A 21,966-nucleotide genomic window follows, 5' to 3' on the forward strand; every position below is an offset into this window, starting at 1 on the left:
CGCACCGTCCGTAGCCGGATGACACTCGATCTCCGCGTGCTGGGGCCCGTGCGTCTACTGGTCGGCGGTGAGCCGGTGCCGGTCGGCGGGCCCAAACCCCGAGCGCTGCTGGCCGCACTCGCGGTGAACCGGCGCCGGGCCGTGTCCTCCTCGACCCTGGCCGATATGGTCTGGAACGAGGAGCCGCCGGATGCGTACGCGGCCAGCCTGCAGGTGTTCGTGTCGAATATCCGGAAGGCGCTGCGCAATTCCGGTGTCGACCCGGCGGGTGTCCTGCGCACGGAGTCCTCGGGCTATCGGCTCGAGATCGCCGACGACGCCTGCGACCTGGGCCGGTTCGAAGCCGCCCGGGACGCGGGCACCCGGGCGTCGGGGGCCGGCGATCACGCCGCGGCGTCCCGGCTGTTCGGCACCGCCCTGCGCGAATGGAACGGCCGGGCGCTGTCCGATCTCGCGGGTCTCGGTTTCGCCGACAGTTTCGCCACCGCCATGGAGGAGGAGCGGCTGCTGGCGGTATCGGCACGGTTCGACGCGGAGATCGCGTGCGGCCGGGCCGCCGCCGTGATCGGCGAGCTGGTCGCGCTCACCAGCGAGCATCCGCTGCGGGAACCGCTGTGGGGTCAGCTCATCACCGCGCTCTATCTGTCCGAACGCCATGCCGACGCGCTGGAGGCATGCCGGCGGGTGCGGGCGGTACTGGCCGAGGAACTCGGTATCGACCCCGGGCCCGCGCTGGTGGAGCTGGAGCGGCGGGTGCTACGGCAGGAACCGCTGAGCACCGTCGAGCCGAAGAGCGTCGAGCGGATGGCCGCGGCGATGACCGATACGGTCACCGAGGTGCCACGTACCGTGCGCAGCGGTCAGCTGCGGTTACCGGACGGGCGGACGGTGCCGGTCGCGCACGGCGGTTTCCGGGTCGGCCGGATGACCGACAACGATCTGATCCTCGACGATCCGAAGGCCAGCCGGTACCACGCCCAGATCAAACTGGGCCGGGCCGGCCTGCTGATCGAGGACCTCGGCTCGGCCAACGGGGTGTTCGTCAACGAGCAGCCGATCGATTCCGCGCTGCTGGCCGACGGCGATTCGATCCGGATCGGCAATACCGTGCTGGCCTTCGAGGCCGTCCGCTGAGGCCTCAGCCCAGCACGTCGTGGCGGACGATGGTCTCCTCGCGACCCGGCCCGACCCCGATACAGGAGATCCGGGCGCCCGAGAGCTCCTCCAGCCGCAGGACATAGGCCTGGGCGTTGGCGGGCAGTTCCGCGAAGGTCCGCGCGCCGGAGATGTCCTCCCACCAGCCGGGCATCTCCTCGAAGATCGGCTTGGCGTGATGGAAGCCGGTCTGGGTGGTCGGCATCTGCTCGACCCGTTCGCCGTCCACCTCGTAGGCGACACAGATCGGCACCCGGTCCAGGCTCGACAGCACGTCGAGTTTGGTGAGGAAGTAGTCGGTGATGCCGTTGACCCGGGTCGCGTAGCGGGCGATGACCGCGTCGAACCAGCCGCAGCGGCGCGCCCGGCCGGTGGTGACGCCGACTTCGCCGCCGGTCTTGGCCAGGTAGGCCCCCGATTCGTCGAACAGTTCGGTCGGGAACGGGCCGGAGCCGACCCGGGTGGTGTAGCACTTCAGGATGCCCAGCACCGTACCGATCTGGTTGGGCCCGATTCCCGCGCCCACCGCGGCGCCGCCGGCGGTCGGGTTGGACGAGGTGACGTAGGGGTAGGTCCCGTGGTCCACGTCCAGCAGGGTGCCCTGCGACCCCTCCAGGAGCACGGTCTCACCGCGTTCCAGGGCCAGGTTCAGTTCCAGCCGGGTATCGCTGATGCGGTGCGCGAACCGTTCGGCCTGGCCGAGCACCTCCTCGACCACCTGCTGGGGGTCCAGGGCGCGCCGGTTGTAGATCTTCACCAGCACCTGGTTCTTGAACTCGAGTGCGGCCTCGACCTTCTGCGTGAGGATCTTCTCGTCCAGTACATCGGCGACCCGGACCCCGACCCGCGCGACCTTGTCCTGGTAGCAGGGACCGATACCGCGACCCGTGGTGCCGATCTTGTTGTTGCCGAGGAACCGTTCGGTGACCTTATCGATGGCCACGTGGTACGGCATGATCAGATGCGCGTCGGCGGAGAGCAGCAGACCCGAGGTGTCGACGGCGCGATCCTCCAGCCCGGCGAGCTCATCGAGCAATACGCCGGGGTCGACGACCACGCCGTTGCCGATGACGTTCTTGACGCCGGGGGTCAGGATGCCGGACGGAATGAGGTGCAGCGCGAAGTTGTCGCCGTTGGGTAGCACCACGGTATGGCCGGCGTTGTTACCGCCCTGGTACCGCACTACCCACTGCACGCGGCCCCCGAGTAGATCGGTGGCTTTGCCCTTGCCCTCGTCACCCCACTGGGCTCCGATGAGGACGATTGCCGGCATGGTCGTGTCTCCTACGATTCGACGCGCAACACGCAACGTGCTGCAGCTGCCTGCCGTAATGCGGAGGAAGCCGGGATCACAGTCTAGCCGAGACCGCGCGGGCGCCGGGGAACGGTCGCCGGGGCCGGGCCGTTGCGCGGGTCGCCACCGGGCACCCTTTACACTCATGGGTGACCGGTCCGAGGGAGGGTGTTGGGCGTTTGAGTACCCAGGTTCTCCGCTGTGCCGATGCACCGGTACCCATCGCCCTCGCCGCGCAGCCCACCGCGCAGACCGGGGCAATACCGGGTACCGGGCTGATCGACGAGCTCCTGCCGGTGCTGGCGGCCGACAGCCTGCCGCGTCTGATCGTGCTGGGCGGCGATGCGGCGCTGGCCGCTGTACTCACCCATCTGATGCGCACCGAGCGGTTGCACGTGGAAGTCGGCTACGTACCCCTGGAGCGGACCTACGGCGCCCAGGCCTATGACCTCGACACCGGAAATGCCGCGGCGAAACGGGCGCTCGAGGGTTCGGCCACCGAGACCCCGCTGGTGCGTGACGACACCGGCACCGTCCTGGTGGGCCGCGCCAAGATCACCGGGCCGGAGGGCGGCCCGCTGACCGGGGAGGCCTATGTCGACGACACCCGCCTGTTCTCCGGCACGATCCGGGCCATGTTCGTCGCCCCCACACTGGAGTTGCCCGGAGTCCGGGCGAGTTTTCCGCGCCGGTTCCGGCGCCGGCGCTGGACCCCCGGGCGCGCCGCGCAACTCGGCACGCCGGGTGCGGTGATCAACCGCGACGGTATCCAGAGCGACCGGGTGGTGCCGCGGTCGACGTTCTACCGGCATCACGAACCCTGGCTGCTGGTCCGCTGATGCCATATCTCCGCCGGCGCTTCGGCCTTCGCCGTCCAAGGGTCGGCCGGTCCGGGCCGGTTGCGGTGGTCGGGGGACGATACCTTCGCCGGCGGCGGATCGGTCCCGGAGTGCCCGTGGGCGGGCGGCCGTGACCCCCGGCGTCCCGGCCCTGCGGCGCGGTGCCATCCGTCCCAGCCCGGTGTTTCTGCTGGTCGTGGCGCTCGCCGTGGCCGGTGGCGTGCTCGCCTGGGATGCGGATCTGGATTCGGTCCGGGCAAAGGCCGGCGTTTTCGTATTGGTGGTGTCCGGCTGGGTGGTGAGCCTGTGCCTGCACGAGTTCGCTCATGCTTATATCGCCTGGCGGGCCGGGGACCGCGAGGTGGAACTACGCGGCTACCTGACCCTCAATCCGCTCAAATACAGCCATCCGCTGCTGTCGATCGTGCTGCCGATGGTTTTCATCGCGCTCGGCGGTATCGGGCTGCCGGGCGGTGCGGTCTATGTGCACACGCATCAGTTGCCAGCCCGTACACAGCGGTTGATCAGTGTGGCGGGCCCGGCCGTGAATGCGGTGTGCGCGCTGGTGCTGCTGCTGATCGTGCGTTTCTTCGGCAGCGCGCAGGAGCATCCGGCGTTCTGGTTCGGGCTCAGCTTCCTGGCCTTCCTGCAGGTGACCGCGACCCTGCTGAACCTGCTGCCCATCCCGGGCCTGGACGGCTACGGCGTGGTGGAGCCGTCCCTGAGCTACCAGACCCGGCGCGGGCTGGAACAGTTCAAACCCTTCGGCATGCTCATCCTGTTCGCCCTGCTGTTCACCCCGGCGATCAATCAGGTCTTCTTCGACGCCGTGTACGCGCTCTACGACCTGTCCGGGGTATCGGAGCAGTGGTCGCGCTACGGCGGATATCTGACCAGGTTCTGGGCGTAGCCGATCCGAGAGGGCCCGCCCGGCGCGGCGCCGGCCGGACGGGCCCGGATTCCCCGCCCGGGCCGGCGTCCGGGTATCCGAAACGTTCGGCGCCGACGCGCCGTCCGCCGGCGACGCGGCGCACGAGAGGGGTCCGACCGAACCGGCTGTGGGCCGGTGCGGTCACGTTTCACATTAGTGGAGACCGGCCGCCGCGGCACAGGTAGTCGACTACTCGAATACCGGCCGTGGCCGGGCGATGAGGCGCGTGCGGCCCGCGATCGCGGGCCCGGCCGGTACCGGCAACCCGGTAGCGAACGACACCGCGAATTCGGAACCTAACCGCCTGAATCGGCGGGCCGGTTCGTCGGTGTCACATAGGGATTGGGCACGGTGGGCGGGAGTAGTGCCAGGGCGGAAACGCGCTGCACCCCGCAGACCTGCAACAGGTCTACCAGCGTGGACCGGATTTGGGCGAAGACCACATGTGCCGACAGACCGGCTCCCGCAACCAGTTCCGGGCGCGCCTGTTTGGCCACCGAGCGCAGCACGCGGGCGGCCTCCGCGCGGTCGGGTTGTTCGCCCGGATCGGTGAGGATCATGCGCCGGACCACCTCGACAGCGGCGGCCAGCTGCTCCACTTCCTCGATCAGGCCCGGATTGAGGATCTCGTCGTCGCGCACCAGGGTCAACGAGCGGCGCAGCAGCACCCGGGTGTTGCGGACCGCGTTGTCCAGTGGATCGGCCGCGGCGCGCAAGCGCTCCAAGCGGCCGCGCGAATTCCAGTACAGCGGAGAAATGCGGCTCACCTCGCGGCCGCCCTCGAGCGATTTGCGCAGCGAATCCAGCTGTGCCTGGGTGGCCCGGACCGCGGTGAGCGCGGTGTGCACCTTGCCGGGATCCTGTTCGAGCAGTCCGTGCGCGCCGTCGGTGAGTGATTTCGCCATCACGCCCAGAATCGCCGCCGCCTGCTCCCGGGCCCGGCGCACCGGATGCAACGGCAGCGCGGCGACGACCACCACGCCGACCAGCCCCCCGATCAGTGCGTCCACCATGCGCGACAGGCCGGCCCCGGTGTCCGGCGGCATCAGGGTGGCCACCAGCACGGCCGAACCCGAGGCCTGGATACCGATGATGGCGCCGCCGTCGAGGAACACCGCCAAGGCCATGGCCACCGCCACCACCAGGGCGATCTGCCAGACTCCGGTGCCCACCCGCGAGATGAACAGATCGCCGACGCCGATACCGACCGCGACCCCGACCACCAGTTCCAGCGAGCGGCGCAGCCGGGCGCCGAAGGCGGTGCCGATGGACACCACCGCGGCGGTCGGCGCGAAGAAGGGCAGCGCGTGGCCGACCACGTCCTTGGCCAGGAACCAGGCCAGCGCCGCCGCCAGCGAACACTGCAGAATCGGGATCGCCGAGAGGCGGAGCCGCTTCCAGGAACGCCGCATCCGGTCGGCACCCCTGGTCCGGGCTCGGCCCACCGGGGATTTCGGGTCGATCAATGCTCCGGGTTCGTTCAGCCCAGACCCAGTTCGCCGGCCGCTCGCGGATCGCAGTCCTCGAGCAGGTCCAGGCAGCGGGCGTACTCGTCGGATTCCCCGACGGCCTTGGCCGCCTTGGCCAGGGCCGCGACACTGCGCAGGAAGCCGCGGTTCGGTTCGTGCTCCCACGGGACCGGGCCGAAGCCCTTCCAGCCGTTGCGGCGCAGCAGGTCCAACCCACGGTGGTAGCCGGTACGGGCGAACGCGTAGGCGGCGACGACATCGTGGTTGACCGGCTCCGTGGCGTCGGCCGCGCGCTCCAGCGCGGCTTCGGCCAGGGCCGCCCAGGCGATCGAGGCGGCGGGATTATCGGCCGCGACGCGCACCGGATCGGTGCCGGCGTCGAGCGCGTCCTCCGCCTCGTGTAGTTCAGGAAGGAGTACCGGTTGCGGGCCGAGCAGATCACCGAACGAGGTCATGAGCTTCATTGTGCACGGGTATCGGGAATGCTCGATAGGCTGGCCATCTACGTCACATTCTGTTAGCCAGCAACGAGGGGTATAGGTGTCGCACCCGACCGACGACAAGGAACCGATCCGCTCCGAATCCGACACCGGCGGCGAGTCCCGCGCGGGTTCTTCCGCCGCGGCGAACCCGCAGACGTCCGACACCGGATCGCAGCCGGCGCGGGCAGCGGATGCGGCGACCTCGGCGACCGGCCGGGAGGCGACCGGAGAAACGGCGTCGACCGGTGCAGCGGGCCCGGACGAGAAGGCCGGTGCGCCGACCGAGGCGCTGGAACGTACCTCTCAGGACTCGGGCGGGGAATCGGCGGACGGTGACGCGCAGGCCGAGGACACCTCGCCGGTGGCGGCCTCGGAGTCCGGTGTTCCGGTGGCGGAGCAGGTCGGGGCCTCGGACGGCTCGGACGGTGAGCCCGCGGAAGCGGCGACTCGGGGCTCGGATGCGGATACGGAGGCCGCGGTGCCGGGCGCGGAAAGCGGGGCCGGGCCCGCCGCGGAGACCGCACCGGGTGCGGAGGCCGGATCGAGCGGGCCGGCGCGCGCCGCGGACGGTCCGCCCACCGAAGCGGCTTCCGCCGAGGAAACCGGCGCGCGGGCACCTTCGGCCGTGACGGAACCGGAGCAGGCCGCGGCCGACAGCGGCTCCGGCGGCGATTCCGGGCGCACCGGCGCCGGCTCTCCCGACGATGTGACCGCCGAGGATCCGGCGGCATCGGCCGAGGCGGATGCGGAAGGGGTGTCCGGCGCGGCGGCGAGGGTGTCCGAGGCGGGCGGTGACGTACCCGCCGGTGCGGACGCTTCCGCCGGCGAGGCCGAGCAGACCACAGCGGCGCAAGCCGGAGCAGCGGGGGCAGCGGCCACGGAAACCGCTGCAGAGAGCGCGGATTCGGCCGGTGGTACGTCCACGTCTCCGGATACCGGCGCCGGTTTCGCCGAATCCGGCGGTAACGCGGCGGAGGCATCGCCCGCACCCGCCGGAGATGCGCAGGAGACTGCCGCCTCGGCTGGTGCCGCCGAGACGGTCACCGCTGGAACCGTCGAATCGGCTGGTGCCGCCGAGACGGTTGCCGCTGGGACCGTCGAATCGGCTGGTGACGCCGAGACGGTCACCGTTGGGACTGCCGACGTCGAGGCAGCTGCCGCCGGGACTGCCGAATCGGCCGGTATTGCGGAGGACGCGGCCGCGCCGGCCGGTGACACGGAGAAGACCGCCGCGTCCGATGCCGCGACCGGCCCCGGAGAGGATCCCACCGCCGAGATCACCGCGAGCGGCACCGAGCCCGACTCCGATGCGGCGGGAGAGACCGCGGACGAGGTGGCCGAAGCCGGCCCGGACGGGGCCGCCACCGCCGCGGATACCGACGCCGCGACCGACGACGACGCCGCGACCGCCGACCCCACGGTCGAACTGGAGGCGCCGGCCGGCACCGAGGCGAAGACAGTGGTGATCCCCCGGCCGCAGCGGCCGGAGGAAGCGCCGACCGAATCCATATCGGTGCGCACACCGGATCCGAATGCCACCGAGCGCATCGATATGAGTCAGGTGCGCAGCCCCGGCCGCCCGGGCACGAAGCAACCGGGCGGCCCCCAGGGCCCGGCCCGCACCGACCGGGTCGGGTCGGGTACGGCGGGGCCGCTGTCGAAACCGCCGACCACACCGCGTCCGCAGTCCGGCCCGAAACGGCCCGGCCCGCAGGCGCTGAACCGCCCGGACCAGTCGGCACCGCAGCGGCCGGGCGGACCGGCGTCCGCACCGCAGGGTGCCGGTGGGCCGCAGAGCGCGCCGCGTCCGGCCGGGGGGTCCGGTCGGCCGCAGGCCGGGGCGCCGCGTCCGGCCGGTGCGCCGTCACCGGCCGATATAAAACCGACTGTGGCCGAACACCGGGTCGCGCAGTCGCCGCAGTACGGTGCCCCCGGGCAGATCGCGCAACCGCAGCGGGTGGAGCCGACGGCCGCGCCGGCGGGGTCCGCGGGTAACCGGAAGTGGCTGATCGCCGCGGGTGCGGCCGTGGTGGTCGTGATCGCGCTGATCGCGCTCGTGGCCGGTATCGGTTCCGGTGACGATTCCCCGCAGGCCCGGATCCGTACGGCTATCGGTGATTACACCAGCGCGCTGGAGAGCGGCGATCTGGCCGGTCTGCGCGGTATCACCTGCGGCGGTCTGCACGACTACTACCAGGGATTGTCGGAGGAGCAGTTCGCCGCAGTGCACCAGCAGGCCGTCGACGGGGGCAGTATTCCCGACGTGACCGGCGTCGACGCCGTGCAGATCACCGATCGGACCGCACTGGCCCAGGTGACCGTGCAGACCGAAGCGGATTCGGAGCAGACCACCCGGACCTTCGATCTGCAGGAGACCGACGACGGCTGGAAGGTCTGCGATCCGCCGGCGGGCACTCCGTAACCGGCTGCGCTATGCGGTGACCGGCGTACCGGGCGGGACGGTCGCCGGGCCGGCGGCAGCGGCGAGCCGGGGCGGGGAACTGCCCTTCCCGCCCGGGCCGGTCACCTGCGCGTTCGACCGGCACCCGTTCGTGCGGCCGGTCCTGGATCGCCGCGCGAACGGGTGAGTGGACGAAACACAGGTCTTTCGCAATCGGCGGCTCCGCGTGAGGATGGTGGTACACCTCGCTGCAAGGACTTTCGCCATGAGAACTCGAAGAACACTGGCCCGCCTCGTGATCGCCGGATGCGCGCTGTCGGTGCTCGCCGCCGCCCCGGCCACCGCCGACTTCCCGCAGTCGTCGAATCGGAGCCAGGATTCCCATCCACTGCCCGCCGACCGGGCCGAAGCCGAACCCGAAAAGGACGGCCGGCCCTACTACATCGATTGCGCGCATGCCCGCCGGGAATCCGACACCCCGTTGCTGGGTGGTCAGCCCGGTTACTCGCGGCAACTCGACGCCGACGGTGACGGCGTGGCCTGCGAGGTGGGAGAGTACTGATACCGCGAAACCGGTACCGGCGTGCGGCTTTCGCGGATCCGGCGGGTAATGCGGGCTTGACAGTAGAACTATGTCTCGGAACTGGCCGACGAGCGAACGGGCAGCCGGGTTCGCGGCGATCTACGCGGCGATCTACGCGGCGCTCACCGGCCCCGGCGCCACGGCGGCTTTCCTGGGCGGAAACCCGCTACCTGACGGTAGTACTGCGGCCTGCTACCTGCGATTCGCCCGGTACCTGCCGACCTGTGACGGACCCGGGTGGCCGAATCACCCGGTACCCATCGGCCCGGGTATCGGTTACGCTGGCCGCTCGTCGAACACTCCGGGGTATGTGGAGGTGCGCATGGTTACGAAATCCGCTGGTCGATTCACCGCGGTGGCGGCGCTGTGCATCGGAATGCTGCTGCTCGGGGCGTGTGCGGACAACGAGGGCACCGCGGTTCCCGTGGCCCCGGCCGCCGCGTCGTCGCGGCCGGAGAGCCCGCAGGACCGCAACCTCCGGGTGCGCGACGAACTGGTCCGGCTGGGCTGCAATACCAATTCCTGTATCCAGACCTATTTCGCCTGCGCGGACGGGCTGCTCTCCGGGCAGGCGTGCGAGTTCTACCGCACACATCCGCTGAATTGAAAACCAACCAGTCCAGTTGTGTAACTGGACTGGTCGATCCGCGGCGACTATCGCGATCGGCCCGGCGTCAGGCCGCGTCCCGTTCCCGGTACGAGCGGACGGCGTCGAGGTCGCGATACAACCGCTCGAATTCGTAGCGGTTCGCCGCATCCTCGGTGACGGAACCGAGTGGTCGGTACCGATCCAGTAGTTCGGCGATTCGGGATTCGTGTACGACGTAGTCGTATGCGATGAAGCTGAAAGTTCCCACTCCCACGAGTGCCACAAAGAGTGTCATACGTTCAGCATCCGATAACTGGACTTGCCACGAAAGAGCCAATTGCTTAATACTGGACCCTATGGCGACACGGGTGATCGGCGCGACAGGTCTGGCTCGCGATCTGGGGTACTGGCGTAGTGCCGATGCGGCGGCCGACGGCGGCGCCCGGAAAACGGCCCGGCCCGCCTACCTGGCGCTGGCCGAGGGGATCCGGCTGCTGATCCACGACGGACGCGCCCCACTCGGGATCGCCCTGCCCAGCGAACGCGATCTGGCCGCCACCCTCGGTGTCAGCCGGACCACGGTCACCTCCACCTACGCGCTGCTGCGCGAACACGGCTATCTCATCACCCGCCAGGGCTCGCGCAGCACCGTCGCCCTACCGCCGGCCGTCGCGCACGACGGCACCCGGGCCGCCCGCGGCATCATCGCCACCATGTCCACCGGCGCCGCACCGGCCGTGGACCTGACCTACGCGGCGATGACCGCGCCCCCGGAGATGGAAGAGGCGTACTCCGTCGCGCTGCAGGGCATCCCGTCGTATCTGAGTACCCACGGCATGGATCCGGTGGGCATCCTGCCGTTGCGAAAAGCCCTGGCCCGCCGCTACACCGAACGCGGTCTGCCCACCGGCGCCGACCAGATCCTGGTGACCCTCGGCGCCCAGCACGGGCTCCGGCTGCTGCTGAACGTGCTGGCCCCGACCGCGGGCCGGGTCCTCATCGACCACCCCACCTACCCCAACGCCATCGAAGCCATTCGCGATGTGGGCGCGCGCCCGGTCCCGGTTCCGCTGCGCCTGGAGGATCCGGCGGCCGCCTGGGACCTCGACGGACTACGTAGCGCCGCCCGGCAGACCGCCGCCTCGCTGGCCTATCTCGTACCCGACCACAACAATCCCACCGGCTTCCTGATGGACGACACGGCCCGCGCCGAACTGGCCGCCATCGCCCGGGACACCCGGATGACGCTGATCATCGACGAGTCCATGGCCGATCTGTCCCTGGGCGCGCAGGCGCCGGTATCACCGGTCGCCGCGTTCGCGAAGGGATCGGAGGTCGTCACCATCGGCTCGGCCTCCAAATCCTTCTGGGGTGGTCTGCGCGTGGGCTGGATCCGGACCTCGGAATCGCTGATCACCCGGTTGCTCGGTATCCGCTCGACAGTCGACCTGGGCACCCCGGTGATGGATCAGCTGGCCGCGGTCCATCTGCTGGAGCACGCCGCCCCGATTCTCGAGCGCCGGCGCGGGCAGTTGCGCAGCCGGCGGGAGACGTTGCTCGCCGCCATGGCCGAGGAACTACCCGGCTGGTACGTGCTTCCGGGAGTCGGCGGGATGTCGGTGTGGGCGCAGCTGCCCACGCCGGTGTCGACGGCGCTGGCCGCCACCGCGCCGAATCACGGAGTGCTGCTGGCGGCGGGCCCGAGATTCGGGGTCCATGGGGCCTTCGAACGTTTCCTGCGATTGCCCTACACAAGCCCCGAACCCGAGCTGCGGCGCGCGGTGACCGCCATCGCGACGGCCTACGCGACGCTGGGACCGCAGGCCGGCGATTCGCTCCAGCCGCTCACCTGCTACTGAAACCCGGCTGGTTCACAGCTTTTCGGTCAGCGCGGCGGCGGCACGGGCGATGGCGAGTTCCTCGTTCGTCGGCACCACCAGGACATCCACCTTCGCGTCCGGCGGGGAGATCCGCCGTGCGGTCCGCTCCGGCGCCGTATTGCGGTCGCGGTCCACCGCGATCCCGAACGCGGACAGGCCGGCCAGCGCGTCGGCGCGCACGTCCGGGTTGTTCTCGCCGACGCCGGCCGTGAACGTGATCGCGTCGACTCCACCGAGTTCGATCAGATAGGCGCCGAGGTAGTGGCGGAGGCGGTGCAGATAGACGTCGTAGGCCAGCCGGGCCGCCTCGTCGCCGTCGCCGATGAGCCGCCGCAACTCCCGGAAATCATTCACCCCCGCCATACCCCGCAGGCCCGAGCGACGGTTGAGCAGGCGGTCGACACCGTTGACGTCCAGCTGCGCGGTGCGCATGAGATGCAGGATGATGCCGGGATCCAGGTCGCCGGGGCGCGTCCCCATCACCAGGCCCTCCAGCGGCGTCAGTCCCATGCTGGTGTCCACCGGGCGTCCGCCCCGCAGCGCCGAGACGGACGCGCCGTTGCCGAGATGGAACACGATCTGTTTCAGCGATTCGGCCGGCCGGCCCAGGAATTCGGCGACACAACCCGATACGTACTCATGTGAGGTGCCGTGGAAGCCGTACCGGCGGATACCGCGCGCGGCCGCGACCTGCGCGTCGATCGCGTAGGTCTTGGCGGCGTCGGGCAACCCGTGGAAGAACGCGGTATCGAACACCGCGACCTGCGGGACCTCGGGCAGCAGGGTGCGTACCGCCTCGATCCCGCGGACGTTCGCCGGATTGTGCAGCGGCGCCAGCGCCGACAACTCGTCGATGGTGGCCAGCACCCGGTCGTCGACGAGCGTGGGCCGGTAGAACACCTCACCGCCGTGGACGACCCGGTGCCCGACCGCGGTGACGCCCGCCCCGGCCAGATCGTGCCCCGTTTCGGCGAACTTCTCGAACGCGAGCCGCAGGCCGGCCGTGTGGTCGGCAATGGTGACCTGGTCGGTAAGGGTCCGGCCGTCGGTGGTGTGCTCGATCGCCCCGCCGTCCTCACCGATCCGCTCCACCAGTCCGGCCGCCACCACGGTGCCCGATTCCGGCGCGACCAGTTGATATTTGATCGAGGACGAACCGGAATTGACCACCAGCACCAGATTGCCGCCCACCGCCGTCTCCTTCTCCCCGGACCGCGGCGCCGTCACTGCTGCTGCGCCTGGATAGCGGTGATGGCCACCGTGTTCACGATATCGGTGACCAGTGCGCCGCGGGATAGGTCGTTCACCGGTTTGCGCAACCCCTGCAGCACCGGGCCGATCGCGACCGCACCCGCGCTGCGCTGCACCGCCTTATAGGTGTTGTTGCCGGTATTGAGGTCGGGAAAGATGAAAACCGTGGCCCGGCCGGCCACCTCGGAGCCGGGAAGTTTGGCATCGGCGACGGTGGGTTCGATGGCCGCGTCGTACTGGATGGGGCCCTCGACGAGAAGTTCGGGCGCCCGCTCCCGGACCAGACCCGTCGCCACCCGCACCTTGTCCACATCCGCGCCGCTACCGGATTCACCGGTCGAATAGGAGAGCATGGCCACCCGGGCGTCGATCCCGAACCTGGTCGCGGTCGCGGCCGAGGAGACGGCGATATCGGCGAGCTGTTCGGAACTCGGATCGGGGACCACCGCGCAGTCACCGTAGGCCAGCACCCGGTCGGCCAGGCACATGAGGAACACACTCGACACCGTCGAGACCCCGGGCACCGTTTTGATGATCTCGAACGAGGGCCGGATCGTATGCGCGGTGGTGTGCGCCGCCCCGGACACCATGCCGTCGGCGATCCCCCGATGCACCATCATGGTGCCGAAATAGGAGATGTCGGTGACGGTCTCCCGCGCCCGCTCCAGGGTCATCCCCTTGTGTTTGCGCAATTCGGTGTACTCGCGGGCGAAATCGTCGAGATGTTCGGAGGTCCGCGGGTCGAGCACCTGCGCGCCGGCGATATCGACGCCCAGCTCCGTGGCCCGGGCCCGGATCGCCGTCTCGTCACCGAGGATGATCAGATCCGCGATCTTGCGCTGCAGCACCCGGCCCGCCGCGCGCAGTACCCGGTCGTCGTCGCCCTCGGGCAGCACGATCGTCTTACGGTCGGCCCGGGCACGTTCGATGAGCTGGTATTCGAACATCTGCGGGGTCACCACGCTGGACAGTGGAACCTCCAGCCGGCGCAGAAAATCCGCGGCGTCCACATGGGTTTCCATGAGCGCCAGCGCCGTATCCACCTTGCGCGGGTTGTGCGCCGACATCCGGCCGCGGGTGCGATGCGCCACTCCGGCGGTCTCGTAGGTGCCCAGATCCGTGGTCAGGATGGGTAATCGCGGTTTGAGCCCGGTGATCAGCCGGGCGACCGCCGGATGTGGGAGCAACCCGCCGTTCATGATGATCCCGGCCAGCGAGGGGAAACTCTCGGCCTCGTGGGCGTTGACCACGCTGAGCAGCACATCGGAGCGATCGCCGGGAGCGATCACCACCGCGCCGTCGAAGAGACGCTCCAGAATGTGCTCCGCGGTCATCCCGCCCACCATTACCCCCAGTGCCTCCCGGTCCAGCAGTTCGGGGTCGCCGCTGTACATCTCGCCGTCCAGCGCCTCGCACAGCTCGGCCATGGTGGGCGAGATCAACAGCGGCACCTCGGGCAGGCTCCACGACGGCACCCCGAAGGGCGCCAGCGCGTCCCGGACCACCTCGAGCTCGCCGGGCGCGCAGCGGTTGGCGACAACGGCCACCAGCTGCGCGTGCTCGGACTTCAGCTCGGCGGTGCACAGCTCCACCAGCTGCTCGACCTCCTCGGCCGACCGCCGCGCCCCCCGCACCACCAGCAGCACCGGCGCCCCCAGATTCACCGCGATCCGGGCATTGAACCGCAGCTCGCTCGGGCTGGCCACATCGGTGTAGTCGCTGCCCACGATGACCACGGCATCACAGACCGCGGCCACCTCGTGATACCGCATGACGATCTCGGAGATCGCGGCATCCGGGTCGGCGTGCACCTGCTCGTAGCCGACACCCACCGCCTGCCGGTACTCGATATCGGCGGTGCTGTGCTCGAGCAGCAGCTCGAGAATGTAATCCGGTTCGGTGGCCGAACGGGTGATCGGCCGGAACACCCCCACCCGCGCGGTGGTCGCGCACAGCATCTGCAGTACGCCGAGCGCCACGGTCGACTTCCCGGTATCGCCCTCCGGCGACGCGATGTACACACTGGACGCAGCAACCTCGGCCATAGCCAGAGCCTAGCGGTGTTCATCGGGTCCTCGAACCCACCCGCTGCTGCGTAGCAGCACCGATACCGGTCGGGGACCCCTCCACTGTGTGCCGGATGTCGGGTCCGGCTCGGTGAGGTGCCGTCCAACATCCGCTTTTGCCGACTCCCCGGCGAGGGCCGGGCCGGTATGCCGGGTGAACAATGCCGCGGTGGCCGTGCCGACAACCAGGACTGCGATGGGCAGACAGGTGGACTCGCCGAGCGCCGAACCGAGCGCGTGCCGCACCGAGTCCTGGATCGGGGCGGTGTCGAGCCGCTCGACCATCGGTACGTCGCCGACGCCGTGGGCACTCATCCGAGCGGCGACCAGTGCGCTGATGGCGGCGCTACCCAGGACACCGCCGAGTTGCCGGGTGGTGTTGTAGATACCCGCGCCCGCGCCCGCCTGCTGGGTGGGCAGGTGGTGGGTGGCATTGGTCGCCAGCGGAGCCCAGATACAGGAGTTGGACACGCCGGCCACTGCCGAGGCGATCAGGAGAGCGGCTGTCGAGGCCTGCGGATTCTGCATCAGCACCGCGAACCATGCCACCGACAGCGCGAAGAGGCCGAAGCCGAACGTGGGAACGATGCGGGGATGCAGCCGGTCGGCGAGCCGGCCGATGAGCGGTGCACTGATCGCGGTGACGATCGCCATAGGAGCGATCGCCAGGGCGGAGTCGGTGGGCGACATCTCCCACACCGACTGTAGACAGAAGTAGATCGACACAAGGAATGCGGTTGTCGCAGCATTCATGGCTGCGATGGCCACAGTGGACAGGGCGAAATTGCGATTGCGGAACAAACCCAGTGGGAGCAGCGGCTCGTCGACGCCACGGGCCTCGACCATGATGAACGCCACGAGCAGCAGGACACCCGCGCCGATCAAAAGCCGAATCCACCCCGACCAGTCCTGGTGATAGCCCTCCTGGATTCCGAAAATCAGGGCGAACATACCGATAGAGCTCAGAACCGCACCGGGGATGTCGAAGGTACGCGATCTGGTGGGTAGGGCCGGAACCAGTCGCGCGGCCAGCGCCAGCGCCGCGATACCGACCGGGACATTGACGAAGAAGATCCATTCCCAGCCCAGGCTGTCCACGAGCACGCCGCCCAGCAGTGGGCCGATCAGCGTAGCCAGGCCCGCGCACCCTCCCCACACGCCCATGGCCGCCCCACGGCGCTCGGGCGGGAACATGCGGGTGATCACCGCCATCGTCTGCGGCATCAGCAGTGCCGCCCCCAATCCTTGAATGGAGCGGGCCGCGATGAGCATTCCGATGGTCCCGGCCAGCCCGCACCACAGCGAGGCGGCGGTGAACACCGTCAGGCCGAGCAGGTAGATATTCTTGGGCCCGAAACGGTCACCGAGCCGTCCGGTGATCAGCTGCGGCGCGGAATAGGTCAGTAGGTAGGCACTGGTCACCCACAGCATGTTCGGGATATCCGCGCCCAGGCTGCGCATGATGGCCGGATTGGCGACCGCGACGATCGTCATATCCACCAGAACCATGAAGAAGCCGACAACCAGCGCCGAGTGCGCGAGCCAGGGGTTGTGTCCGGTCATCGGACGTTCCTTCTCCCCACAGGTATCGGGCTCCACGACATCAACGGTCACCACCATGGAGGGCGGGGCGGTGCGCCCGGAGGTAGGCGTCACGATCGCAGTAGGAGCCGGCGAGGGCATCGCCATAAGCGATCAGCTCGGAGTGCGTTGCACTCCGAAGCTGGTAGCGCTGCCGGATCAACTGCTCCGAGCTGTAGCCATCGCGCGACTCGGTGAGGATCTCGGCCAGCACCGTCGCGTCTTCCATGGTGTAGCTCATGCCCTGGCCGGTCATCGGATGTGGCGAGAACACGGCGCTACCGAGCAGGATCACGTTGCCGCGGTGATAGGGCGTGCTGTGATAGACGGATACCGGTGCGCGGGAGAACCGGCGCGGGTCGAGCTGCGCGAGCACGTCCGGACTGTGGGTGACGAAGCCGGCCAGCCGCGTGTTCAGGTCGATGCGGTAATCGTGGAACACCGGCACATCCAAAGCCTCCGGGAGGCCGACGAAAACCCTGGCCAGTTCGGTGTCCACCGGGTAGAAGTAGGCGAACCAGCCGCTGGAGTCGAAATAGAGCCGGTTACGTGCGAGGACACTGGGCGTGACCGGGACCGTTGCCATCCATAGGACGTGATCGTGCCGGCTCATATGGCGAGTCGCGGCGACGAAGTCGCTGAGGGGCGAGGGGGATCCGCCGGAATCGACGAACATATGTGCCCGCACCGACGTACCGTCATCCAGCGTTGCCCCGGTGACCCGAGAATCTGCGGTGTGAATATCGACCAGCCGCCTGCCGAAACGGATATCGATATTCGACAGTTTGCCACATGCCGAGAGAATCGTACTTAGCGTCTCGGCGTACGGCACGGTCAGAAAGTAGCCGATATCGGTGTGCTCGGCGAAATTGTATGAGAGCAGCAAAGATCCATCGTGATAGAAGTCGATGACATCGCGCTTCAACGCATCCCGGAGCATCAATCGATCGAGCAGGCCGTGTTCGTCGAGAATCCGGATGCCACGCGGCTTGAGTATATCGGCACCGCGTCGGGGCATCCCGGCACCGGGTTCGATCAACAGCACGCGCCGCCCGCTGCGGCCCAGCAGCAAAGCCAGGAGCGCACCGCCGACTCCGGCGCCGAGGATAACGCAATCCAGCACCGGGGTTGTGGGGGCTGTCGAGATTCGGGCCGTACTCATCGATCCGACACCAGGAATCGACCGGGGGCGATGATCGCGGCAGGGTCGTACAGTCGTTTGAGCATGCGTAAGGGCTCGTCGTCGTAGTCTGCTGAACGATCCGACAGCTCCCATGGCTCGTGATCGATATCGGAGCGGTACGGCAGAAATCCCGCGCGCAAGAACGAGCGACGCGCCGCCCGGCGCAGTTCGTGTGCCCGCTCGATACCACTCGGATCCCGCAAAAAAGGGATTTGGGTAACCATATTGGTGGAGTGCTGCGAAATCACGTTGAACTCGAGCATGCCCGCGGTGCCGTACCGCTCGGCCTCGACTTCGAACAGTTCGATCGCCTTACCCAGATCGGTCCCGCGGAACGGCACCACGGGCAGAAACATCAACCGTCCGATCCGTGATCGGTCTACCTGTGAACAGGAGGTGACGCCCAGTCCGTCCAGGACGTTCGTACAGGACGGAATGCCGCACGCGAACAGAGTGCGGGTATAGAGCGGGTCGTCTGTGGCCGTCTCCGCGGTATCCAGCGACCGATAGGACAGCAGGCCGTGGACGCGGGAGAAGGTTTCGCGGATGATCGTCTCGGTGTGCTCGACGGCCGCACGAGAGCCGAGCAGAGGCACCTGGACGGTCACAGCATCTACGTCGGCGGTAGCAGGGATCGCGGCGCGGCCGGCTTCGGGTACCACGAAGAGGTCCTTCAAACGCAGCATTCCGTCGCTCGCGTTGCGCGATCGGCCGACGCGGATCATCGCATCCGCCACCTCGAGGAGGGACGACTTGGTGAAGGTGGCGTGCACCAAAATGGTTGTCTGCGGGCGCGGTACGAGGCTGATCGCCATGGCGGTGATCACACCGAGGTTGCTCTGTACGAAGGCGCGGGTCAGATCGGGACCCGCCACAGCTCCCGGGCGTCGGCCGTTGCGGTCCAGGCCACCGGTGGTCATCACCCGGCCGGTACCGAGCACTACTTCGAGTCCGAGGAGATCGTCGATCCGGGGCCGGATCGTACCGTCGCCGCGCTCGAGCGTATTTCCGACGATGCTCGCATCGGCGCAGCCCGCGGTCACGTTCAGCATCCATGGTGTGCCGTCGAGAAGTTGAGTAAGTTGTCGCTGGGTCACACCTGGTTCGACCACGGCGTAGCCGATATCCAGATCCAGTGTCCGGACCGCAGTCATCCGGCTGGCGTCCAGGACCGAACAGTCGTCGTATACCGGCGACCTTGACCCCATGCCCCAGTTACGGCCCGTGCTCAGCGGGAAAACCGGGATACCCGTCCGCGCCGCCGAGACGACTGTCTGCCGAACCTCCTCGGTGGACTCCGGGTAACAGGTCCCCAGGATTTGTCGCGGGCGGTGTTCACCGAGATCGGCCGAATGCCGGCCCTGGGTATGCTGCGCACCGGTCATCGCTGCGACACCTGTGACAGCCGCGATCTTTCGCTCCATACGCGCGATTGTGGATTCCGCCGGTCATCCATAACGGCATCGGCGATGCCGGGGTCGTGAGGGAACACTTCTCACCTGCGTTCTGATATCGAATTCGATATTGCCGAATGGGCTAGAGGTCCAAGTGTGTCCACTGCCCGTAGGGATCGACAGTAGGGAATTCCCTACAACCAACCGCTGGGGCATACGAACCGGCAGATTTCCGAAGAGCTGTATGTGAACGAAGCACAGCGCAAGCCCATCGCACCCGCCAGTCCACCGAACTCGGCGTCTCTTCACGGACCGAACCGGCCGCACCCTGCCGGAACCGAACGCATCGGACCACCGGCGAATGCGCCACGACTGTCCAGCCGGACGGACTGCGACAGGGCACTCCGCCACGACTCGATCGAGTACGTCATCCGATGTAGGGGATTCCCTACTGTCCGACCTGGATTACCGGAAATAACCTGAGTGGTGGTGCTGTCGGTGAGTTGATCCGTGACTTTCCGGTGGAACCACAAACGACTCCGATCGAAGGATCCCCGTGAACGGCGACAGTTTCACCGATTTCGCCCACCGCGATCGAGCACTGCGCACACAGAACTGGTGCTTCATGTGCAGACCAGGGTGGCGTTCTCCGCGGAAGCACATCAGCATAACGTCCGGAGGCCGCCGATAATGCGTTCGTTTACAGTTCCGATCAGTTCGGCGACCGCCGCCCTTCTGAGTGTGTGCCTTGCTGGTATCGCCTACGCAGCACCGATACCGGATACGTCACGAGAAACCACAACGGAAGACGGCTGGCGCCTACGGGTGGCCATGACCGAGGCAAATCTCGACCGAGTTCCGAACCTGGCGGCGACGCCGTTCACTCGAGAGGGTTTTGTGAGCCTCACCGCGATCGCCGATATCTCCGGGTCCGGGCGACAGGCGGTCGGCTCGGGCAGCCTGACCCTCGGATACCAGGTGGGCTGCCAGATCGATGTGTCGAACGGAATGTCCGTCGGCATATCGGCGTTGGTCGGCCCGAATATCGGGGTTACGGTGGCGCCGGCCCCGGGGATCAATGTCGGCGGTAGCGCGCTGATGATGCCCTCGGTCTCGGTGAACCCGAAACCGGGAACGATCACCAGCCTGCCCTTCGGGACGAAACCACTGACCGGAGCTCATGGCTCCATCAACGTCGAACAGGTACAAATCAAGGTGGATGCCTGTGCGGGGCCGGTCAGTGTGCGCTCGTACGCGATTGCGGCGATATCCACGGCCACGGCAGACAACTCGATCGCGGCCTACAGCGAACCGGCCTGGCTGTGATGACGATGGACCGTGCGGTCACAATGTTATTGGCGGCCGCTGCGATGTGGGCAGGTGTCAGCGTCGTGGCGCACGCGGGCCCGGTCGTCGCGGCGCCGGGCGCGCCATGTGTCACAGGGCCGAATACCGGTACCAAGCCGCACTGCGTGATCTCACGGTCCGACCCGCCTGAGCGTCCGGACCGGGGCAGCGCCCCCCTTCCGTCTGGACCTGGCACGACAACGTTGGCGCAGGCCGCGCAACGCGCCACCAATAACAGGCCACCGCCCTCGGCCTGCCCACCCAGGCCGGCGGCATCAGCGTTGATTCCACCGCCGACGGGCCACGGCACCGAACATCCCATTGTGGGAGTATCGTGAGGCTTCGGAATCCTTCCTGTTCCGGGACAACATACTTCGACACCGATCGATCATCCGGGCACCCGTGGTACGACATCCGGCCGCGGGCCGCGGAGCCGGCCATAGTGGCTCAGGGTGGAACTCACCCGGGGTACCCGACCTACCCCAATTCGCGCAGCCGCGGGGCCAGGTCGCGCTGGAACAGGTCCAGGAAGCGCTTCTGATCGTGTCCGGGTGCGTGGAAGACCAGATGGTTCAGTCCGGCGTCGACGTAGGGCTTGACCAATTCGACCGCCTGGTCCGGGTCGCTGGCGACGATCCAGCGTTTGGCGATCTGCTCGATCGGCAGTGCGTCGGCCGCTTCTTCCATTTCGATCGGGTCGTGAATGCTGTGCTTCTGTTCGGGGGTCAGCGACAGCGGCGCCCAGAAGCGGGTGTTCTCCAGCGCGAGTTCGGGGTCGGTGTCGTAGGAGATCTTGATTTCGATCATCCGGTCGATCGTGCCGACCTCGCGGTCCACCTTCGCCGCGCCTTCGGCCACCGCCGGCATCAGCTTCTCCGTGTACAGCTCCATGCCTTTACCGGAGGTGCAGATGAACCCGTCGCCGGCGCGGCCCGCGTACCGGGCCACCACCGGGCCGCCGGCGGCGATATAGACCGGGATCCCGCCTTCGGGGACGTCGTAGATGGAGGCGCCGACCGTCTTGTAATAGGTGCCGTCGAAATCGGTGCGGGCGCCGGTCCACAGGGCGCGCATCAGGTCCACCGCTTCGCGCAACCGCGCGAAGCGCTCCTTGAACTCCGGCCATTCCCCGGAGTAGCCGGTGGCGATCTCGTTGAGCGCCTCACCGGTGCCCACACCCAGCATCACCCGGCCCGGGTACAGGCAGCCCAGCGTCGCGAACGCCTGCGCGATCACGGCGGGGTTGTACCGGAAGGTGGGGGTGAGCACCGAGGTACCGAGCAGGATCCGCTCGGTGCGCTCACCCGCCGCGGCCAGCCAGGCCAGGGAGAACGGCGCGTGGCCGCCCTTGTGCCGCCACGGCTGGAAATGATCGCTGACCGTGGCGCTGTCGAGGCCGTGTTCCTCGACCAGTACCGCCAGCTCTACCAGTTCCCGGGGTCCGAATTGTTCCGCCGATGCTTTGTATCCGAGCTTCAGTTCACCCATGTGCGCCCACTCCTGTCGCGTTGTGGTCGGACC

General features: G+C 68.3%; 18 protein-coding genes. 8 read left to right on the forward strand and 10 right to left on the reverse strand.

Annotation, left to right across the window (positions count from 1 at the left end):
* Positions 1–18: 18 nt before the first annotated feature.
* Positions 19–1,134 carry a BTAD domain-containing putative transcriptional regulator gene (locus AB0H42_RS05630; protein ID WP_357050288.1) on the forward strand — a complete coding sequence of 372 codons (1,116 nt, stop codon included), beginning with the start codon at positions 19–21 and terminating at the stop codon, positions 1,132–1,134.
* 4 nt (positions 1,135–1,138) lie between these two features.
* Here the strand turns inward: AB0H42_RS05630 and AB0H42_RS05635 are convergent, their stop codons facing one another.
* Positions 1,139–2,428, reverse strand: coding sequence for an adenylosuccinate synthase (locus AB0H42_RS05635; RefSeq protein WP_357050291.1), 1,290 nt, complete (start codon positions 2,426–2,428; stop codon positions 1,139–1,141).
* Between the two features lie 200 nt (positions 2,429–2,628).
* On the opposite strand from AB0H42_RS05635, the gene AB0H42_RS05640 reads away from it, so the two are divergent.
* Complete coding sequence (locus AB0H42_RS05640) at positions 2,629–3,288, forward strand: hypothetical protein (RefSeq protein ID WP_357050294.1); 660 nt, start codon at positions 2,629–2,631, stop codon at positions 3,286–3,288.
* Positions 3,289–3,418: 130 nt separating this feature from the next.
* Positions 3,419–4,198, forward strand: a complete 780-nt coding sequence (locus tag AB0H42_RS05645; protein ID WP_357050297.1) for a site-2 protease family protein — start codon at positions 3,419–3,421, stop codon at positions 4,196–4,198.
* A 317-nt stretch (positions 4,199–4,515) separates the two neighbouring features.
* Here AB0H42_RS05645 and AB0H42_RS05650 read toward each other — a convergent pair whose 3' ends face one another.
* Positions 4,516–5,631, reverse strand: a complete 1,116-nt coding sequence (locus tag AB0H42_RS05650; RefSeq protein ID WP_357050300.1) for an FUSC family protein — start codon at positions 5,629–5,631, stop codon at positions 4,516–4,518.
* Between the two features lie 68 nt (positions 5,632–5,699).
* Complete coding sequence (locus AB0H42_RS05655; protein WP_357050303.1) at positions 5,700–6,143, reverse strand: DUF3151 domain-containing protein; 444 nt, start codon at positions 6,141–6,143, stop codon at positions 5,700–5,702.
* A gap of 85 nt (positions 6,144–6,228) precedes the next feature.
* Here AB0H42_RS05655 and AB0H42_RS05660 point away from each other — a divergent pair, with 85 nt between their 5' ends.
* From AB0H42_RS05660 to AB0H42_RS05670, 3 genes are all read left to right on the forward strand, one after another.
* Positions 6,229–8,592, forward strand: coding sequence for a hypothetical protein (locus tag AB0H42_RS05660; RefSeq protein WP_357050306.1), 2,364 nt, complete (start codon positions 6,229–6,231; stop codon positions 8,590–8,592).
* Between the two features lie 244 nt (positions 8,593–8,836).
* Positions 8,837–9,133 carry an excalibur calcium-binding domain-containing protein gene (locus AB0H42_RS05665; RefSeq protein ID WP_357050309.1) on the forward strand — a complete coding sequence of 99 codons (297 nt, stop codon included), beginning with the start codon at positions 8,837–8,839 and terminating at the stop codon, positions 9,131–9,133.
* Positions 9,134–9,203: 70 nt separating this feature from the next.
* On the forward strand, positions 9,204–9,761 hold the full coding sequence (locus AB0H42_RS05670) for a hypothetical protein (protein ID WP_357050311.1): 558 nt from the start codon (positions 9,204–9,206) through the stop codon (positions 9,759–9,761).
* Between the two features lie 67 nt (positions 9,762–9,828).
* Here the strand turns inward: AB0H42_RS05670 and AB0H42_RS05675 are convergent, their stop codons facing one another.
* Complete coding sequence (locus tag AB0H42_RS05675; protein ID WP_357050313.1) at positions 9,829–10,038, reverse strand: hypothetical protein; 210 nt, start codon at positions 10,036–10,038, stop codon at positions 9,829–9,831.
* Positions 10,039–10,099: 61 nt separating this feature from the next.
* On the opposite strand from AB0H42_RS05675, the gene AB0H42_RS05680 reads away from it, so the two are divergent.
* The gene (locus tag AB0H42_RS05680) at positions 10,100–11,602 is read left to right on the forward strand and encodes a PLP-dependent aminotransferase family protein (RefSeq protein WP_357050316.1); all 1,503 of its coding nucleotides are present in this window, start codon (positions 10,100–10,102) and stop codon (positions 11,600–11,602) included.
* 12 nt (positions 11,603–11,614) lie between these two features.
* On the opposite strand, the gene AB0H42_RS05685 is transcribed toward AB0H42_RS05680, so the two are convergent.
* Genes AB0H42_RS05685 through AB0H42_RS05705 form a run of 5 tightly spaced genes read right to left on the reverse strand, consistent with a single transcriptional unit; the run spans position 11,615 to position 19,089 of the window.
* Entirely contained in the window at positions 11,615–12,850 is a 1,236-nt protein-coding gene (locus AB0H42_RS05685; RefSeq protein WP_357050319.1) for an acetate kinase, read from the reverse strand.
* The gene (pta, locus tag AB0H42_RS05690; protein WP_357050322.1) at positions 12,847–14,919 is read right to left on the reverse strand and encodes a phosphate acetyltransferase; all 2,073 of its coding nucleotides are present in this window, start codon (positions 14,917–14,919) and stop codon (positions 12,847–12,849) included. The genes AB0H42_RS05685 and pta overlap by 4 nt, the downstream gene beginning before the upstream one ends.
* Positions 14,920–14,928: 9 nt before the next feature.
* Complete coding sequence (locus tag AB0H42_RS05695; protein ID WP_357050325.1) at positions 14,929–16,503, reverse strand: DHA2 family efflux MFS transporter permease subunit; 1,575 nt, start codon at positions 16,501–16,503, stop codon at positions 14,929–14,931.
* A 40-nt stretch (positions 16,504–16,543) separates the two neighbouring features.
* The gene (locus tag AB0H42_RS05700) at positions 16,544–17,797 is read right to left on the reverse strand and encodes an FAD-dependent monooxygenase (RefSeq protein WP_357050327.1); all 1,254 of its coding nucleotides are present in this window, start codon (positions 17,795–17,797) and stop codon (positions 16,544–16,546) included.
* Positions 17,680–19,089, reverse strand: coding sequence for an FAD-binding oxidoreductase (locus tag AB0H42_RS05705; protein WP_357050330.1), 1,410 nt, complete (start codon positions 19,087–19,089; stop codon positions 17,680–17,682). The genes AB0H42_RS05700 and AB0H42_RS05705 overlap by 118 nt, the downstream gene beginning before the upstream one ends.
* 750 nt (positions 19,090–19,839) lie before the next feature.
* Here AB0H42_RS05705 and AB0H42_RS05710 point away from each other — a divergent pair.
* Positions 19,840–20,424 (forward strand): MspA family porin, encoded by a 585-nt coding sequence (locus tag AB0H42_RS05710; RefSeq protein ID WP_357050973.1) that lies wholly within the window; start codon positions 19,840–19,842, stop codon positions 20,422–20,424.
* Between the two features lie 498 nt (positions 20,425–20,922).
* Here AB0H42_RS05710 and fgd read toward each other — a convergent pair whose 3' ends face one another.
* Complete coding sequence (gene fgd / locus AB0H42_RS05715) at positions 20,923–21,933, reverse strand: glucose-6-phosphate dehydrogenase (coenzyme-F420) (protein ID WP_357050333.1); 1,011 nt, start codon at positions 21,931–21,933, stop codon at positions 20,923–20,925.
* Between the last annotated feature and the right edge of the window lie 33 nt (positions 21,934–21,966).

The organism is Nocardia sp. NPDC050799 (assembly GCF_040654015.1).
Classification (GTDB): domain Bacteria; phylum Actinomycetota; class Actinomycetes; order Mycobacteriales; family Mycobacteriaceae; genus Nocardia.